The 15,097-nt window shown below is 71.1% G+C and carries 13 protein-coding genes; 11 read left to right on the plus strand and 2 right to left on the minus strand.

Annotated features, from left to right (window positions below; genetic code table 11):
- Positions 1 to 42: 42 nt before the first annotated feature.
- The gene (locus ACZ7L5_RS35790) at positions 43 to 600 is read left to right on the plus strand and encodes a GNAT family N-acetyltransferase (RefSeq protein ID WP_471522260.1); all 558 of its coding nucleotides are present in this window, start codon (positions 43 to 45) and stop codon (positions 598 to 600) included.
- Positions 601 to 858: 258 nt separating this feature from the next.
- The gene (locus tag ACZ7L5_RS35795; protein WP_107083653.1) at positions 859 to 999 is read left to right on the plus strand and encodes a hypothetical protein; all 141 of its coding nucleotides are present in this window, start codon (positions 859 to 861) and stop codon (positions 997 to 999) included.
- Positions 1,000 to 1,085: 86 nt separating this feature from the next.
- On the opposite strand, the gene ACZ7L5_RS35800 is transcribed toward ACZ7L5_RS35795, so the two are convergent.
- Positions 1,086 to 2,660, minus strand: a complete 1,575-nt coding sequence (locus tag ACZ7L5_RS35800) for a purple acid phosphatase family protein (protein WP_471522262.1) — start codon at positions 2,658 to 2,660, stop codon at positions 1,086 to 1,088.
- 142 nt (positions 2,661 to 2,802) lie between these two features.
- Here ACZ7L5_RS35800 and ACZ7L5_RS35805 point away from each other — a divergent pair, with 142 nt between their 5' ends.
- Both ACZ7L5_RS35805 and ACZ7L5_RS35810 read left to right on the plus strand, forming a co-directional pair.
- Positions 2,803 to 3,846: a 3-isopropylmalate dehydrogenase gene (locus ACZ7L5_RS35805; protein WP_471522264.1), complete on the plus strand. Its 1,044-nt coding sequence runs from the start codon at positions 2,803 to 2,805 to the stop codon at positions 3,844 to 3,846.
- Positions 3,847 to 4,120: 274 nt separating this feature from the next.
- Positions 4,121 to 5,209, plus strand: coding sequence for a branched-chain amino acid aminotransferase (locus ACZ7L5_RS35810; RefSeq protein ID WP_471522266.1), 1,089 nt, complete (start codon positions 4,121 to 4,123; stop codon positions 5,207 to 5,209).
- Here the strand turns inward: ACZ7L5_RS35810 and ACZ7L5_RS35815 are convergent.
- Complete coding sequence (locus tag ACZ7L5_RS35815; RefSeq protein ID WP_471522268.1) at positions 5,206 to 6,657, minus strand: cytosine permease; 1,452 nt, start codon at positions 6,655 to 6,657, stop codon at positions 5,206 to 5,208. The two genes, ACZ7L5_RS35810 and ACZ7L5_RS35815, sit on opposite strands and share 4 nt — an antisense overlap.
- 129 nt (positions 6,658 to 6,786) lie before the next feature.
- Between ACZ7L5_RS35815 and ureA the strand changes: the two genes are divergently transcribed.
- The 7 genes from ureA (at position 6,787) to ACZ7L5_RS35850 (ending at position 14,865) form a co-directional block, all read left to right on the plus strand.
- A complete protein-coding gene (gene ureA, locus ACZ7L5_RS35820) occupies positions 6,787 to 7,500 on the plus strand; it encodes an urease subunit gamma (protein WP_471522270.1) in 714 nt (237 codons plus the stop codon).
- Positions 7,497 to 9,170, plus strand: a complete 1,674-nt coding sequence (locus ACZ7L5_RS35825) for an urease subunit alpha (protein ID WP_328879012.1) — start codon at positions 7,497 to 7,499, stop codon at positions 9,168 to 9,170. The genes ureA and ACZ7L5_RS35825 overlap by 4 nt, the downstream gene beginning before the upstream one ends.
- A gap of 20 nt (positions 9,171 to 9,190) precedes the next feature.
- A complete protein-coding gene (locus ACZ7L5_RS35830; RefSeq protein ID WP_471522273.1) occupies positions 9,191 to 10,273 on the plus strand; it encodes an agmatine deiminase family protein in 1,083 nt (360 codons plus the stop codon).
- 9 nt (positions 10,274 to 10,282) lie between these two features.
- The gene (locus ACZ7L5_RS35835) at positions 10,283 to 10,783 is read left to right on the plus strand and encodes a hypothetical protein (protein ID WP_471522275.1); all 501 of its coding nucleotides are present in this window, start codon (positions 10,283 to 10,285) and stop codon (positions 10,781 to 10,783) included.
- On the plus strand, positions 10,780 to 11,394 hold the full coding sequence (locus ACZ7L5_RS35840; RefSeq protein ID WP_471522277.1) for a TetR/AcrR family transcriptional regulator: 615 nt from the start codon (positions 10,780 to 10,782) through the stop codon (positions 11,392 to 11,394). Before ACZ7L5_RS35835 ends, ACZ7L5_RS35840 begins: the two co-directional genes overlap by 4 nt.
- Before the next feature lie 121 nt (positions 11,395 to 11,515).
- Positions 11,516 to 13,579: a TolB family protein gene (locus ACZ7L5_RS35845; RefSeq protein WP_471522279.1), complete on the plus strand. Its 2,064-nt coding sequence runs from the start codon at positions 11,516 to 11,518 to the stop codon at positions 13,577 to 13,579.
- 26 nt (positions 13,580 to 13,605) lie between these two features.
- Complete coding sequence (locus ACZ7L5_RS35850) at positions 13,606 to 14,865, plus strand: TolB family protein (protein WP_471522281.1); 1,260 nt, start codon at positions 13,606 to 13,608, stop codon at positions 14,863 to 14,865.
- Positions 14,866 to 15,097 lie beyond the last annotated feature (232 nt).

A 15,097-nucleotide genomic window follows, 5' to 3' on the forward strand; every position in this document is an offset into this window, starting at 1 on the left:
GCGAGCCGCCCGCCGGCCCGGTTCGTTGCCGATACTGGTCCGATGACCGCACCCACCTCCGCCGGCACCCCGCGCACCGTGCACACCGCCGATCTCACCCCCGCCGAACTGAGCGCGATCCGCGCCCTGTTGGACGACGCCTTCGACGGGGACTTCTCCGACGAGGACTTCGAGCACGGGCTCGGCGGTGTGCACGCCCTCGTCCAGGACGACACCGGGCGGGTCGTCGCGCACGGCTCGGTGATCATGCGACGGGTGCGGTACCGGGACCGGTGGCTGCGGGTCGGGTACGTCGAGGCCGTCGCCGTGCGGGGCGATGCGCGGCGGACCGGGCTCGGGGGCCGGGTGATGGCGGAGCTGGAGCGGGTGATCGACCGGGCGTACGACGCGGGGATGCTGTCCGCGAGCGACGAGGGCGCCGCGCTGTACGCCGCTCGCGGCTGGGAGATGTGGCGCGGGCGGGTCTGCGCGCTGGGGCCCGAGGGCGTCGTGCATCTGCCGGACGAGGAAGGCACGACCTTCGTACGGGCCGCGCTCGCCGGTGTGCTCGACCCCGCGTCCGAGCTGGTCTTCGACTGGCGGGACGGGGACGTGCTCTGACGGACGAAGAAGGAAAGCGCAGGTCAGTGGGGTGTGACCCAGTCGGCCGTCTCAGATAGTAGGAAGTCCGAGTAATTGTGGAGACAGACGCGCCGTCCTCCCTTAGCTTTGTAGAAGCCGAACGTCTCGCTCGATCAAGCGAATGGCGGTCGTGAGCCGGGCCCCTTGCAGGCAACCCCTGCGGCACCGCTCCCCGCCCCATCCGGCGTCTCGTATCCCCTGTCTGCACTCCCGGATTGTCGAAGGAGTCGATTTCCCATGGCCGAGACGACCGCCCGCCGCCGAGTCCGTCACCTCTCCCGCACGAGCGAGTCCGACCGCAAGAACGCCGCCGCGGCCCTCCAGCGCGCCCTCGACCGCAGGGACAACGGCGGAGCCACCGGCCACCAGGCCGCGTAGGCGCTGCGCCGGTAGTACCGCGAAGTGTCGTTGTTCGAGTGCGGCGTCGTCGTGGCTGATCGCGCAGGGCGCCGACCTCAGGCCGATCAGCCGCCTCGCCGCACCTCGAAGTGGTCGATGCGCTCCCCGTTCTGAGCCAGTGCCGACACCTTCAGCCGGGGTTTCGCGCCGCTCTCCGCCTCCACCGTGAGGAAGGAGAAGCCCCGGTAGCGCACCCGCGACCACTGCACGCTCTCCGTCTTGGTGTCGCGTGACTTGGTCCACTTGAAGGTGTCGACCGACTCGCGCTCGGTCACATGCCCCTCGTAGCTCTCCTCGACGCCCGCGGGGAACCCGTACAGCTCCTTTCCGCCGCCGCCCGCCGTGACGTACACGATGCCGTCCCGCGTCGGGTCCGTCGAGGCGCCGATGGGCACCTGCCTGCCGACCTCGCCGTTCTTGATGGCATCCGTCCGCTCGTAGACGTGGTTGTGCCCGTTGATCACCAGGTCCACCTGGTGCCGGGCGAACAGCGGCACCCACTCGGCCCGCACCCCTCCGTCGGATGCGTGCGAGGACGTCGAGTACGCGCAGTGGTGGAAGAAGACGACGATGAAGTCGACGCCCTTCGCCGCCCGCAGCTCACCGAGCCGCTCGTCCAGCCACTTCGTCTGGCGGCCATCCGTGTGGCCCCGGTTGGCGGGAATCTCGTACGACACGTCGTTGGCGTCCAGCGCCACGAAGCCGACGTTGCCGTAGGTGAAGGAGTACACGCCCGGGGACGTACGGGAGTCGAAGCCGCTGTCGGGCAGGGACCAGCGGGCCAGCTGGCCGCCGTAGCCGTCCGGCGAGTACCAGGCCTCCATGTCGTGGTTGCCGGTCGTCACCATCCACGGCACCGACTTGGCCACCGACTCGGTCTGCTTGAGGTAACCGTCCCAGAAGCCGGGGTCGTAGGCGTCCGACTCCTTGCCGAGGCCCTTGGCGTTCGCGTAGCAGATGTCGCCGGCGTGCAGGTGGAAGGCCGGGTTCTGGCCCAGCAGGAGCTTGTCGTTGGTGGCGGCCGCCTCGCTGACGCCCTGGTCGCCGAAGGCCGTGAAGGTGAAGGTCTCCGGGCTCGCGGGAGCCGTGCGGAAAGATGCGATCGTCGCGCGGTTCTTCGGGGCCGCCGGGTCGAAGCCGTCATGGCCCACGCCGTAGTAGTACGTAGTGCCGGGGCGCAGGGAGTCCAGCGCCGCATGGACGTAGTACTGCTCCAACGCCGCGCGGATGCCCTGCAGTTCGGGGGTGTACAGATCGCGGATCTCGGCGTCGATCCTGCGGCTCAGGTCGTCGGGCCGCAGTCCGATCCGGACGTACGGCTTCTTCACCGCGGCCGGCACCTGCCAGGAGATCCGCATCTGCGCCTTCGGGTCGGCGCCGAAGGCCAGATGGCGGCCGAACGGGGCGGCCGCGGAGCCCGGCACCGTCGTGAGGGCGGAAGCGGGCGCAGATACGGAGGGCTTCGCGCCGGACGTGCCCGACCCCGACCCCGAGCAGCCCGTCAGCAGACCGCCCGCCACCGCGCCCGCCGTCACCAGCGTGCGGCGCCTGGTCAGTTTCGTACGCAGGTACTCGTGCTGTTCCGCCATGCTCATACGGCGGGCGAGCTGGGGCGGGATGCCGAAGTCGCGGAGGTCCATGCTGGGAAAGTTCCCAGCACAGGCCAACGCCCGCCGTACGTACGGGTGAACGCCGGTCGACACGCAAACGCCGTCCCCTGTCGGAGTGTCCGTATCGCGGACATCGTGTGTCATCCCATGGGACGAGGAGTAGGGTGCCGACATGTCTCGCAGCCTCAATCTCGCAGTGATTCCCGGTGACGGCATCGGCCAGGAGGTCGTGGCCGAAGGCCTGAAGGTCCTCTCCGCCGTCCTTCCGCAGGATGTGAAGCTGGAGACCAAGGAGTACGACTTCGGCGCCCGGCGCTACCACGCCACGGGTGAGACCCTCACCGACGCCGACCTCGACGCCCTGAAGCAGCACGACGCGATCCTGCTCGGCGCGATCGGCGACCCCGGGGTGCCGTCGGGCGTCCTGGAGCGCGGTTTCCTGCTGAAGCTCCGCTTCGCCTTCGACCACCACGTCAACCTGCGTCCGTCGAAGCTCCTTCCGGGTGTCGCCACGCCTCTCGCCGGGCAGCCCGAGATCGATTTCGTCGTGGTCCGCGAGGGCACCGAGGGCCCGTACACCGGCAACGGCGGCACCATCCGCAAGGGCACCGAGCACGAGGTCGCCACCGAGGTCTCCGTGAACACGGCCTTCGGAGTCGAGCGTGTGGTCCGCGACGCCTTCGCCCGCGCGCAGTCCCGCCCGCGCAAGAAGCTCGCGCTGATCCACAAGAACAACGTGCTGACCTTCGCCGGTCACCTGTGGACCAACATCTTCAACAAGGTGGCCGAGGAGTTCCCCGAGGTCACCACCGAGTACATGCACGTCGACGCGGCGACCATCTACCTGGTCACGCAGCCCGAGCGCTTCGACGTCATCGTCACCGACAACCTCTTCGGCGACATCATCACCGACCTCGCCGCGGCCGTCTCCGGCGGCATCGGCGTCGCCGCGTCCGGGAACATCAACCCCTCCGGCGCGTTCCCGTCCATGTTCGAGCCGGTCCACGGCTCGGCCCCGGACATCGCCGGCCAGGGCAAGGCCGACCCCACCGCCACGGTTCTGTCCGTCGCCCTGCTCCTGCGCCACCTCGGCTACGACGCCGAGGCCGCCCGCATCGACGAGGCGGTCTCCGCCGACCTCGCCGAGCGCACCGGCAAGCCCGCCCGCAGCACGTCGGAGATCGGCGACGCGCTGGCCGTACGAGTAGCCGGCTGACGCCCGTCGCGCTACTCGAACAACTTTCGAAGCCGTCGGGTCACTCGCACCCGGCGGCTTCCCCATGTCCGCCGCCGGGTGACACCATCAACCCCTGGATCGCGATTTCGCGCCGATCACGTCGAACAGGCCGATTTCTTCCACGGCACCCACTTGAGATAATCGAACGCGGAGCCGCGGTACGAAGGAATGCTCGGACGTCCTAGCACTGGCCACAGGCAGTACTGGCGTGATCGCGGCCCGCCACAACGAAACCGGTGAAGGACATCTACTCATGACGACGCCCACGATCGAGCTCAAGCCGTCCGCCAGCCCGCTCGCCTCCGCAGACCGCGAGGCGATACTGGCCAACCCCGGGTTCGGCCGCCACTTCACCGACCACATGGTGACGATCAAGTGGACCGAGGGCCGAGGCTGGCACGACGGCCAGCTCGTGCCGTACGCGCCGCTCTCCCTCGACCCGGCCACGATGGTCCTGCACTACGCGCAGGAGATCTTCGAGGGTCTCAAGGCCTACCGTCAGCCCGACGGGTCCGTCGCCACGTTCCGTCCCGAGAAGAACGCCCTGCGTTTCCAGTCCTCCGCCCGCCGGCTCGGCATGCCCGAGCTGCCGGTCGAGACGTTCATCGAGGCCTGTGACGCGCTGGTGGGCCAGGACCAGGCCTGGGTCCCGACGCACGGCGGCGAGGAGTCCCTCTACCTGCGGCCGTTCATGTTCGCGACGGAGGTCGGCCTGGGCGTGAAGCCCGCGAGCGAGTACCTCTTCATCGTCATCGCCTCCCCGGCCGGGGCCTACTTCCCGGGCGGCGTCAAGCCGGTGTCCATCTGGGTCTCCGAGGACCACGTCCGCGCGGTGCCGGGCGGCATGGGCGACGCCAAGACGGGCGGCAACTACGCAGCCTCCCTGCTGGCCCAGGCCGAGGCCGCCGCAGAGGGCTGCGCCCAGGTCTGCTACCTGGACGCGGTCGAGCGCAAGTGGGTCGAGGAACTCGGCGGCATGAACCTGTACTTCGTGTACGGAGACAAGATCGTCACCCCGTCCCTCACCGGCTCCATCCTGGAGGGTGTCACCCGCGACTCCCTCCTGTCCGTCGCCCGTGACCTCGGCTATGAGGCCGAGGAGGGCCGCATCTCCGTCGACCAGTGGCAGCGCGACGCGGGGAACGGCACCCTCACCGAGGTCTTCGCCTGCGGTACGGCCGCCGTCATCACGCCGGTCGGCACCGTGAAGCGCACCGGCGCCCAGTGGCAGCAGGGCGACGGGGAGCCCGGCGAGGTCACGATGAAGCTGCGCCAGGCCCTTCTCGACGTGCAGCGGGGCAAGGTCGAGGACAAGCACGGCTGGATGCACAAGCTGGGTTAACCCTCGGCCTTGACCGTCAGGGCCGCCGTGGCCTCCGAGTCCGCGGCGGCCCTTTCGCGTACGGGAGCGGCGTCGGCCGGCGTGAGCGACAGGTACGTCACGCCCCCCACCAGCCCCGACAGCAGGAAACTGCAGTCCACCCCGCCGGTCGCGGCCAGCAGCGGCCCCTCGTACGACGGGAGCGAGACGGCGAGCAGGCCGACCGTCGCGCCCAGGGCCCACGCCACCGTCGCCGGGATGTTCCAGCCCGCCCGGTACCAGTAGATCCCGCCCCGCGCCCGGCGGTTGAAGACCTGGAGGGCCTCCGCGTCGTACACGCCACGGCAGCGGGCGAAGCCGATCAGGGTGATGACCGCCCACGGGGTGCCGATCGCCGTCAGCAGCAGGACGAAGGACGTCATCGCGTCCTGCGCGGACGAGTAGTAGTGGCCGACGAAGACGCAGGCGGTGGCGATCACGGCGACCGTGTACGTGGCCGTCGCCCGGGACGCGCGCGGCAGGATGGCGTCCAGGTCGAGGCCCATGGAGTAGAGCATCAGGCCCGCGTTGCCGACCGACCCGGCGGAGGCGGCCAGCAGGAGCGGGACCAGGTACCAGCCGGGGGCGGCGGAGACCAGCGGTCCGGCGTAGTCGAGGGCGGCCCCCGCCGCGTACGCCGTGAAGGTGCCGAAGAGCTGAGGGATCAGCAGGCCGAGGGAGAGGCCGAGCCAGGTCGCGTGCAGCACCCGGCGTGAGGAGTGGCGGGCCGGCGAGATGTAGCGGGTGTAGTCGCCGAGCAGCGTGATGAAGGCGATCGGCCCGGACAGGCCCGCGGCCACCGTCGCCAGCAACCAGGTGGGCCAGAAGCCGCCCAGCAGATAGCCGCCCGCCTCCGGCAGCGCGCCGGTCGTGAAGTGCGGGGCGTAGGCGATCACACCGAGGACCAGCAGGGCCGTCATGCCGACCGCGAGGACGCGGGACATGGTGAGCAGCACGCGGTAGCCGTACACCGCGCCCGCGACGGTCGCCGCGGCCAGCAGTCCGTAGACCACGCCGTACGAGATTCCGCTCGCCGGCAGCCCGACCAGCCGGCCCAGCACGCCGACCATCACGTCGCCGCCGATCCACACGGTCAGGGCGGTGTAGCCGAGGGCCAGCAGGAGGCCGACCACCGAGCCGACCAGGCGGCCGCGCACGCCGAACTGGGCGCCCGAGGACGTGGACAGGTTCGTCGCCGTGCGCAGGGAGATCAGTGCGAGCGGGGCGGTCAGGGCCGTGCCGGCCACCGTGCCCACCACGACCGAGCTCACCGACGCCCACCAGTCCAGGCCGAACGACGGCGGCAGCCAGCCGAAGACGATCACGCCGAGGCAGAGGTTGGACCCCAGCAGGATCGAGACGAGATCCCGGGGCCCGCTCGTGCGTTCCCCGTCGGGGATGGTGTCGACTCCGCGCTGTTCCATCGGCATATTGGTCTCCCTCGGTTAGAACGACGTTCAATGTGATGTGTCCTAACCTCTGCCGTCAAGGTTTCGGTTGCATCAATCTAGTGTTTAGAGTGATGCTCTAAAGCGAGGAAGACAAGGAGGTGCCGCGTCGTGAGACTGACCCCGACGGAACGTGACCGGCTGCTGCTCTTCGGAGCCGCCGAACTGGCCCGGGCCCGCCGGGCCAGAGGGCTCAGGCTGAACGTGCCCGAGGCGACCGCACTCATCGCGGACACCGTCTGCGAGGCCGCCCGGGACGGCGCCCGCCTCGCCGAGGCGATCGAGCGTGCCCGGTCCGTGCTCGGGCCGGACGACGTGCTGCCGGGCGTGGCGGACGTCGTCACCGAGGTGCATGTCGAGGCCGTCTTCGACGACGGCTCGCGGCTGGCGGTCGTGTCCGACCCCATCGGTGGCGGCGGGCTCTCGGACCAGGGCCCGGGCGCGCTGCTGCCGGGGCCCGAGCACGCCGAGCCCGAGGCGGTCCTGCGGGTGATCGTGACGAACACCGCCACCGTGCCGGTCTCCGTCACCTCCCACTTCCACTTCTTCGAGGCCAACCCGCGCCTCGACTTCGACCGCGGCGCGTCCTACGGCATGCGCCTCGCCGTTCCGGCCGGGTCGTCGACGCGCTTCGGGCCGGGGGAGAGCGTCGAGGTCGGGCTGGTCCCGATCGGGGGCGAGCGGATCGCGATCGGGTTCGCGGGGCTCGTCGACGGGGCGCTGGACGCGCCGGGGGTGAAGGAAGAGGCCCTGCGCAGGGCCGCCGCCTGCGGATATCTGGGAGCCACGGCTCCGGGGGGCGAGTTTCAGGGAGCACAACGATGAATCCTCACGAGTACGCCGCCACCCACGGCCCCCGCGCCGGCGACCGCATCCGCCTCGGCGACTCCGGCCTGACCATCCGCGTCGAGTCGGACTCCCAGCGCTACGGCGACGAGTTCCTCGCCGGGTTCGGCAAGACCGCCCGGGACGGGCTGCACCTCAAGGCGGCCGCCGTCCGGGAGACCTGTGACGTGGTGATCAGCAACGTCGTCGTGATCGACGCGGCGCTGGGGATCCGCAAGGTCTCCATCGGCATCAGGGAGGGCCGGATCTGCTCGATCGGGCGGGCCGGGAACCCCGACACCCTCGACGGCGTCGACGTCGTGGTCGGCACGGGCACGTCGATCGTGTCCGGCGAGGGGCTCATCGCCACCGCCGGGTCCGTCGACACGCATGTGCACCTGCTGTCGCCGCGCATCATGGAGGCCTCGCTCGCCTCCGGCGTGACCACGATCATCGGGCAGGAGTTCGGGCCGGTGTGGGGCGTCGGCGTCAACTCGCCGTGGGCGCTGCGGCACGCGTTCAACGCCTTCGACGCCTGGCCCGTCAACATCGGCTTCCTGGGGCGCGGTTCCTCGTCGGACCGGGCCCCGCTCGTCGAGGCCCTCGCCGAGGGCGGCGCCTCCGGCTTCAAGGTGCACGAGGACATGGGCGCCCACACCCGGGCGCTGGACACGGCCCTGCGGGTCGCCGAGGAGTACGACGTCCAGGTCGCCCTGCACAGCGACGGCCTGAACGAGTGCCTCTCGGTCGAGGACACCCTGCGCGTGCTGGAGGGCCGCACCATCCACGCCTTCCACATCGAGGGCTGCGGCGGCGGACACGTCCCGAACGTGCTGAAGATGGCCGGCGTCCCGAACGTCATCGGCTCCTCCACCAACCCGACCCTGCCCTTCGGCCGGGACGCGGTCGCTGAGCACTACGGCATGATCGTCTCCGTCCACGACCTGAAGACCGACCTGCCCGGCGACGCCGCCATGGCCCGCGACCGCATCCGCGCCGGGACGATGGGCGCCGAGGACGTGCTGCACGACCTGGGCGCGATCGGCATCACCTCGTCGGACGCGCAGGGCATGGGGCGCGCCGGCGAGACGGTCCGCCGTACCTTCGCGATGGCCGGGAAGATGAAGGCCGAGTTCGGCGCCCCGGACGACGGCGACGACAACGAGCGCGTCCTGCGCTACATGGCCAAGCTGACCATCAACCCGGCCATCGCGCACGGCCTCTCGCACGAGGTGGGGTCGATCGAGGTCGGCAAGCTCGCCGACATCGTGCTGTGGCGGCCGGAGTACTTCGGAGCCAAGCCGCAGCTGGTGCTGAAGTCCGGCTTCCCTGCCTACGGCGTGGTCGGCGACCCCAACGCGGCCACCGACACCTGCGAACCCCTCGTCCTGGGACCGCAGTTCGGGGCATACGGCGCCACGCCCGCCGACATCTCCGTCGCCTTCGTCGCGCAGGCCGCCGTCGACCAGGGCAACGACACCATGCCGACCCGGCGCCGCAGGGTCGCCGTGCGCGGCACCCGCGGCATCGGGCCGGCCGACCTGCGCCTCAACTCCCGTACCGGCGCCGTCGACGTGGACCAGCGCACCGGCCTGGTCACCCTCGACGGCGAGCCGCTGCGCTCCGAGCCGGCCGACTCTGTCTCCCTCAACCGCCTTTATTTCCTGTGACGTTCAGACAAGGACCCGCCATGACGACCCCCGCCGCCGACGGCTTCCGCATGCCCGCCGAGTGGGCCCCGCACGAGCGCACCTGGATGGCCTGGCCGGGACCGAACCCGACCTTCGAGGACCCGGACGACCTCGCGGCCTCCCGGATCGCCTGGGCGTCCGTCGCCCGCGCGGTCCGCCGCTTCGAGCCGGTGACGGTGGTGTGCGGCCCCGGCCAGTCGGCCGACGCCCTCACGTTGCTCGGCCACGACGTCGAGACGATCGAGCGGGACCTCGACGACGCCTGGATGCGTGACATCGGCCCGACCTTCCTCACCGACGCCAAGGGTCGACTCGCGGCCGTCGACTGGACGTTCAACGGCTGGGGTGCCCAGGACTGGGCCCGCTGGGAGCACGACGCGAAGATCGCCGCGTACGTCTCCGACCTCGCGGGGTCGGCCAGGACGTACGCCTCGAAGCTCGTCAACGAAGGCGGTGCGATCCACGTCGACGGCGAGGGCACCGTCCTGCTCACGGAGACGGTCCAACTCGGCCCGGAGCGCAACCCGCACTGGACGCGCGAGCAGGTGGAGGCCGAGATCCACGCCCACCTGGGCACCCGCAAGGCGATCTGGCTGCCGCGCGGCCTGACCGGCGACTACCCTCCCCCACTGCCCGAAAGGCGTGGGGGCACCCCCAACGTCTTCGGCACCCTCGGCCATGTCGACATCGTCGCCGCGTTCGCCCGTCCCGGCGTGGTCGTGGCCCATGTGCAGCCGGACCCGGCCCACCCCGACCACGAGGTGACCAAGGAGATCGTCGGCCTGCTGAAGTCACAGACGGACGCCCGCGGCCGGCGTCTGGAGGTCGTCGAGGTGCCCGCGCCGACCGTCCTGGAGGCGGACGGCCACTGGGCCGACTACTCCTACATCAACCACTACCTCTGCAACGGCGGCGTGGTGCTGTGCGGCTTCGACGACCCGCGCGACGAGATCGCGGCCGGCATCTTCCGCCGGCTCTTCCCGGAGCGGACGGTGACGCTGGTCGACGCCCGGACGGTCTTCGCCGGTGGCGGGGGCATCCACTGCATTACTCAGCAGCAGCCGAAGGCCGGGGTCAGGTAGAACGTACGGGTGAACGTACTGCTGCTCTGCACGGCCTGTGGCCACCGCCTCACCGAGCCGCTGCGCCTGCTGCCCGAGGTGCCGCCGCGACCCGAGTACGAGGGGCGCAAGAACCCCGACGGCTCGCGGCACGCCCCGGCGACCATGCCGCGCGGGACGTACGCGGTGGACCCGGAGCCGTGCGGGGCGCCGTATGTGCCGCACCCCGATCCGGACTGGTGCGACGCCGCCAACCCGGGGAACGTGTGCATGGGCGACCCCGACGGCCAGGGCTTCCTGATGTCCGCCGGACCGCGTGACACCCTGGTCGTCCATCCCCACGACGCTCGCGAGCGGCTGGAGCACAATCCGGCGACGACGGAGTTCGGCTGCTGCGGTTCCCCCGGACGCGAGGGTCCCAACGCGGTGTGCGGCGGGTGCGGCGCGGTGGCGGCGACGGAGTTCCGGGACTGCACCGGGGCGTACGAGACGCATTTCCTTCCCGAGGCTGTGCGGGTGACCGGCGCATGAGCCAGACCCCGTCGTCCCGCCGCCGCAGCCCCGCACCACCCCGCGAGGACGTCCTCGCCGCGGCCATGGAGATGATCGCCGAACGCGGCCTTGAGAAGCTCACCATGGCCGCCCTCGGCCGTGAGGTCGGCATGAGCAGCGGCCATCTCCTCTACTACTTCCACTCCAAGGACGAGTTGCTGCTGCGGACCCTGGAGTGGAGCGAGGGCCGGCTCGGCGCCGAGCGCGGGCGGCTGCTCACCCGGACCGCCTCCGCCCGCGAACGCCTCGACGCATACGTCGACCTGTACATCCCCCACGGCCACCGCGACCCCCACTGGACGCTGTGGCTGGAGGTCTGGAACCGCTCGCAGAACGCCGACGACGACGCCCGCGACCGCCAGGCCGCGATCGAGGGCGCCTGGCATCGCGACCTGGTGGCGCTGCTGGCGGAAGGGGTGTCGAGGGGCGAGTTCCGAGCGGTCGACCCGGACCGGTTCGCCGCCCGCCTGCGAGCCCTGCTGGACGGCTTCTCCATCCACGTGGCCATCGGGCTGCGGGGCACGGACCGGGGGACGATTCTCGGCCACGTACGGGAGTTCCTGGACGAGGGCCTCCTCGCGGACGTCTGACCTCCCGCCCGGGTTGTACGCAATAAGACCGATTGACCCTGTGGCCGGTGATGCGTTTGCCTCGTTGCGTACTCCCGGCGGGGGCCGGGTGGTGGAGCGTCGGCGGGGACCAGGGGGGAACATGTCCGGAGTCGCACGTGTGTCCAGAGCCGCGTTAGGCGCGGCGCTGCTGCTCGCGCTCGCCGGGACGGCGGCACCGAGTGCCGACGCGGCGCCCCGCCCGCCGCTCGTCGAACGCGTCAGCACCGCCGCCGACGGCACCCAGGCCGACGGCCCCTCGAACGGCGCCGCGATCAGCGCGGACGGCCGTCGTACCGCGTTCGTGTCCACCGCGCCGAGCTTCGGCTGCGCGCACTTCACCCCGTGCCTGCTCGTGAAGGACCTGACCGGCGGCGAGGTCACCAGGATCGACCTCGGCAGCGGCTACACGTACGGCTCGCCGATGCCGAGCGCCGACGGGAGCCGTATCGCCTTCTCCGCGGGCACCCGGTTCCTCGCGCCCTACCTGTACGACCGCGCCACCGGCCGCGTGGAGCGGCTGTGGCCCGAGAACCCGCCCGGCTCCAACGAGTTGGGGCGCGTGCAGTCCATCAGCCCGGACGGCACGCACGTCGCGTACACCATCGGCAACCGCAACGGCTCGGAGAACTTCCGGCTGTTGTACGTCCGCGACACGGCCACCGGCACCGACGAACTGATCTCACCGGCCGAGGAGGGCGACAAACCCGGGGCCTCGGTGAGCGGCGACGGCGAGCGGGTCGCCTACTCCGTCCGCAGCGGCTCCGAGGAGGACCCGGCCGACGTCTTCGTCAAGGACAGGTCCACGGGGGAGCGGACCCAGGTCGACACGGACCTCGGCGCCGCCTACCTGGTCCGCATCACGGCGGACGGCCGTCGCGTCCTCCTCGAAGCGGAGGGCGGCCTGTACGTCCACGACCTGCGCACGGGCACCTCGCGGCGGGTGGCCGAGGGGACGACGTCCTCCGTCACGGCGGACGGCCGGTACGCCGTCGTCTCGGGCGCGGACGGCACGCGGGTGCGCGATCTGCGGACCGGGCTGCGCGGCGCCGCCCTGCCGCCGAGCGCCCAGGTCATGGAGGGCGCGCTGGCCGACAAGGGGCGTGCGGTGGCGTTCAGTTCGACGGCATCCCACTTGGTGCCGGGCGACACCAACGCGGAGTCGGACGTGTTCGTGTTCTCCGGCGCACTCCGTGAGAACCCGGCCCCGATGCCGTCCGTCACCGAGCGGATCAGCATGACGGGAGACGGACAGCAGCGGCCCGAGGCCTCGTACGACCCGGTGATGGGTGCGAACAGGGTCGTCGCGTTCACGTCGGACGACAACGTCTTCGTCAACGCGGCCGGCGGCATCGGCCAGGTCAACTCCGGCACACAGAAACCGGCGTCCGAGGGCACGCCGTGCTCCAGCGGACGCATGGTCGGCTATGCGGCTCCTTACGACCCCGACGGCGGTCCGGGCGTCCACATCCGCAACCGCTCGGTCGGCAAGCTGACCAGTCTGGGCTCCTACCAGGGCGTCCGCTTCACCTGGATGGGACAGCCCGCGGTGGACCCCAGCTGCCAGTGGATCACCTACGCCGCCACGCTGCCCGCGACCGCCGCCGACCAGCACCCGCAATCCCGCGTCTACCGCTTCCGCTTCAACGGCGGCACCACCGACGTCGTCAGCGCGCCCACGGGCGAGGCGGCGGGCAAGCCCTCCATCAGCTACGACGGCCGGTACATCGCCTTCGAGCAGGGCGGCGGCGTCCACGTCCGCGACCTGGACACCGGCGCCCTGGAGCAGGCCGGAGCCGAGGGCGCCTCAGCTCCTACCCTGAGCGAGGACGGCCGCCGGGTCGCCTTCCAGCAGGGCGACGAGATCCACGTCCGTGACCTCGACGCGGGGACGACGACTCGGGTCAGGGGCACCGAGCCCTCGCTCTCCGGCAGCGGTACGCACGTCGCGTACACCTCGCGAGACGCCGTATTCCTGCTCCAACTCGCCACTGGTAAAAGACAGTTGGTCAGCGTCGACCGCTGGGGCGGCCGCAACGAACTTGCGGCCCGGCACCCCTCCGTCAACGCCGACGGCACTGTCGTCGCATTCGAGTCGGCGTCACCCGATCTGGTGGAGGGGGACACGAACGGGGTGTCGGACGTCTTCCTGCGGACAGTTCAATGACAACGACCATCAACGGGGGAACAACCATGCACAGCACCAAGCGAGTTGTCGCGCTCGCCATCGCCCTGGCCGCCGCGACGGCGACGCTGTCGGGCACGTCGGCAGGGGCCGCACCCAGGGCGCCGTACACCGAGAAGGCGAGCGTGGCGCCGGACGGCACGGACGGCAACCGTGCCTCCGACGGGCAGAGCCTGAGCGCCGACGGCCGCTATCTGGCCTTCGTCTCCGACGCCGACAACCTCGTCGCGGGCGACTCCAACGGCGTCGCGGACGCGTTCGTGCGCGACCTGCGGACCGATGTCACCCGTCTGGCGAGCACCGCGGCGGACGGCAGCCCGGGGGACGCGAACGTCCTGGACGTCTCGCTGAGCGCCGACGGCCGGTACCTGGCGTTCACGTCCAACCCCACCTACAACGCGGCCGACAACCACATCTTCGTGAAGGACCTGCGGACCGGCGCCCTCCAGCGCATCGACGACGCCGTCGACACGGGCTACAGCGCCGGCAGCATGCCGGCCCTCAGCGCCGACGGCCGCTATGTCGCCTTCGTCGCCCTGCACACCAGCGACGCGGGGCCGGCGGGCGACAGGTCGAACCGGGTCTACCGCGTCGACCGCGTCACCGGCGAGCGGGTCCGCATCAGCCAGGTCCCCGGTGAGGGCGCCTGGAAGTCCGCCGCCACCCAGCCCACCATCAGCGCGGACGGCGCCAAGGTCGGCTACCAGTTCTTCGTGCCGTACCCCACCCGGGGCGACTGGAGCGACGCCTACGTCCGTGACGTGCGCAGCGGCGAACTGACCCAGGTCGACAAGGCGCCGGACGGCGCGGCGTCCGACGGGCACACCGAGTACCCGCAGGTCAGCGCCGACGGCCGGTACGCGGTGTTCAACTCGCTGGACTCGAAGCTGACGCCGGGCGACACCAACGGCACCCACAACGTCTTCGTCCGGGATCTGAGGACGGGGGACCTGCGCCGCATCGACGCCGCCGACCCGGCCGCCCACACCGGCTTCGCCCGGCTCAGCGCGGACAGCAGGTACCTCGCGTTCGGCGCGGCCGTCCCGGGCGACCCGGACTCCGCACGTCAGGTGTACGTGCGCGACCTGCGCACCGGACGCACGGTGCTCGTCAGCGCCGCGGCACAGGGCGGCCCGAGCGCCGACTACGCGGAGTACCCGGTGATCGACCGGCACGGCCGCACGGTCGCCTTCAGCAGCCGGGGAGCCGACCTGGTGCCGGACGACACCCAGGACACCACGCACGTCTACGTCCGCCACGTGCGGTGATCAGCGCAGTGCTCGCATCCTGAGACGGACGGTGAGCGCGGGGGCGACTTGTGCCAGACTGCCCCCGTGCTCTCGTTCGCCATGATTATTGGCAGCAGGCGCGCCGGTCCGCAGTGACCACCACGTACGACCAGGTACGGGTGGACACCGTCGTCCTCGACCCGCGCGCAGACCTCTCGCACCCGCGAGAGGTTTTTCTGTTTCCCGGCCCACCCGCAGCCGGGCGGAGAGC

It is taken from the genome of Streptomyces sp. NPDC107528 (genome assembly GCF_055639295.1).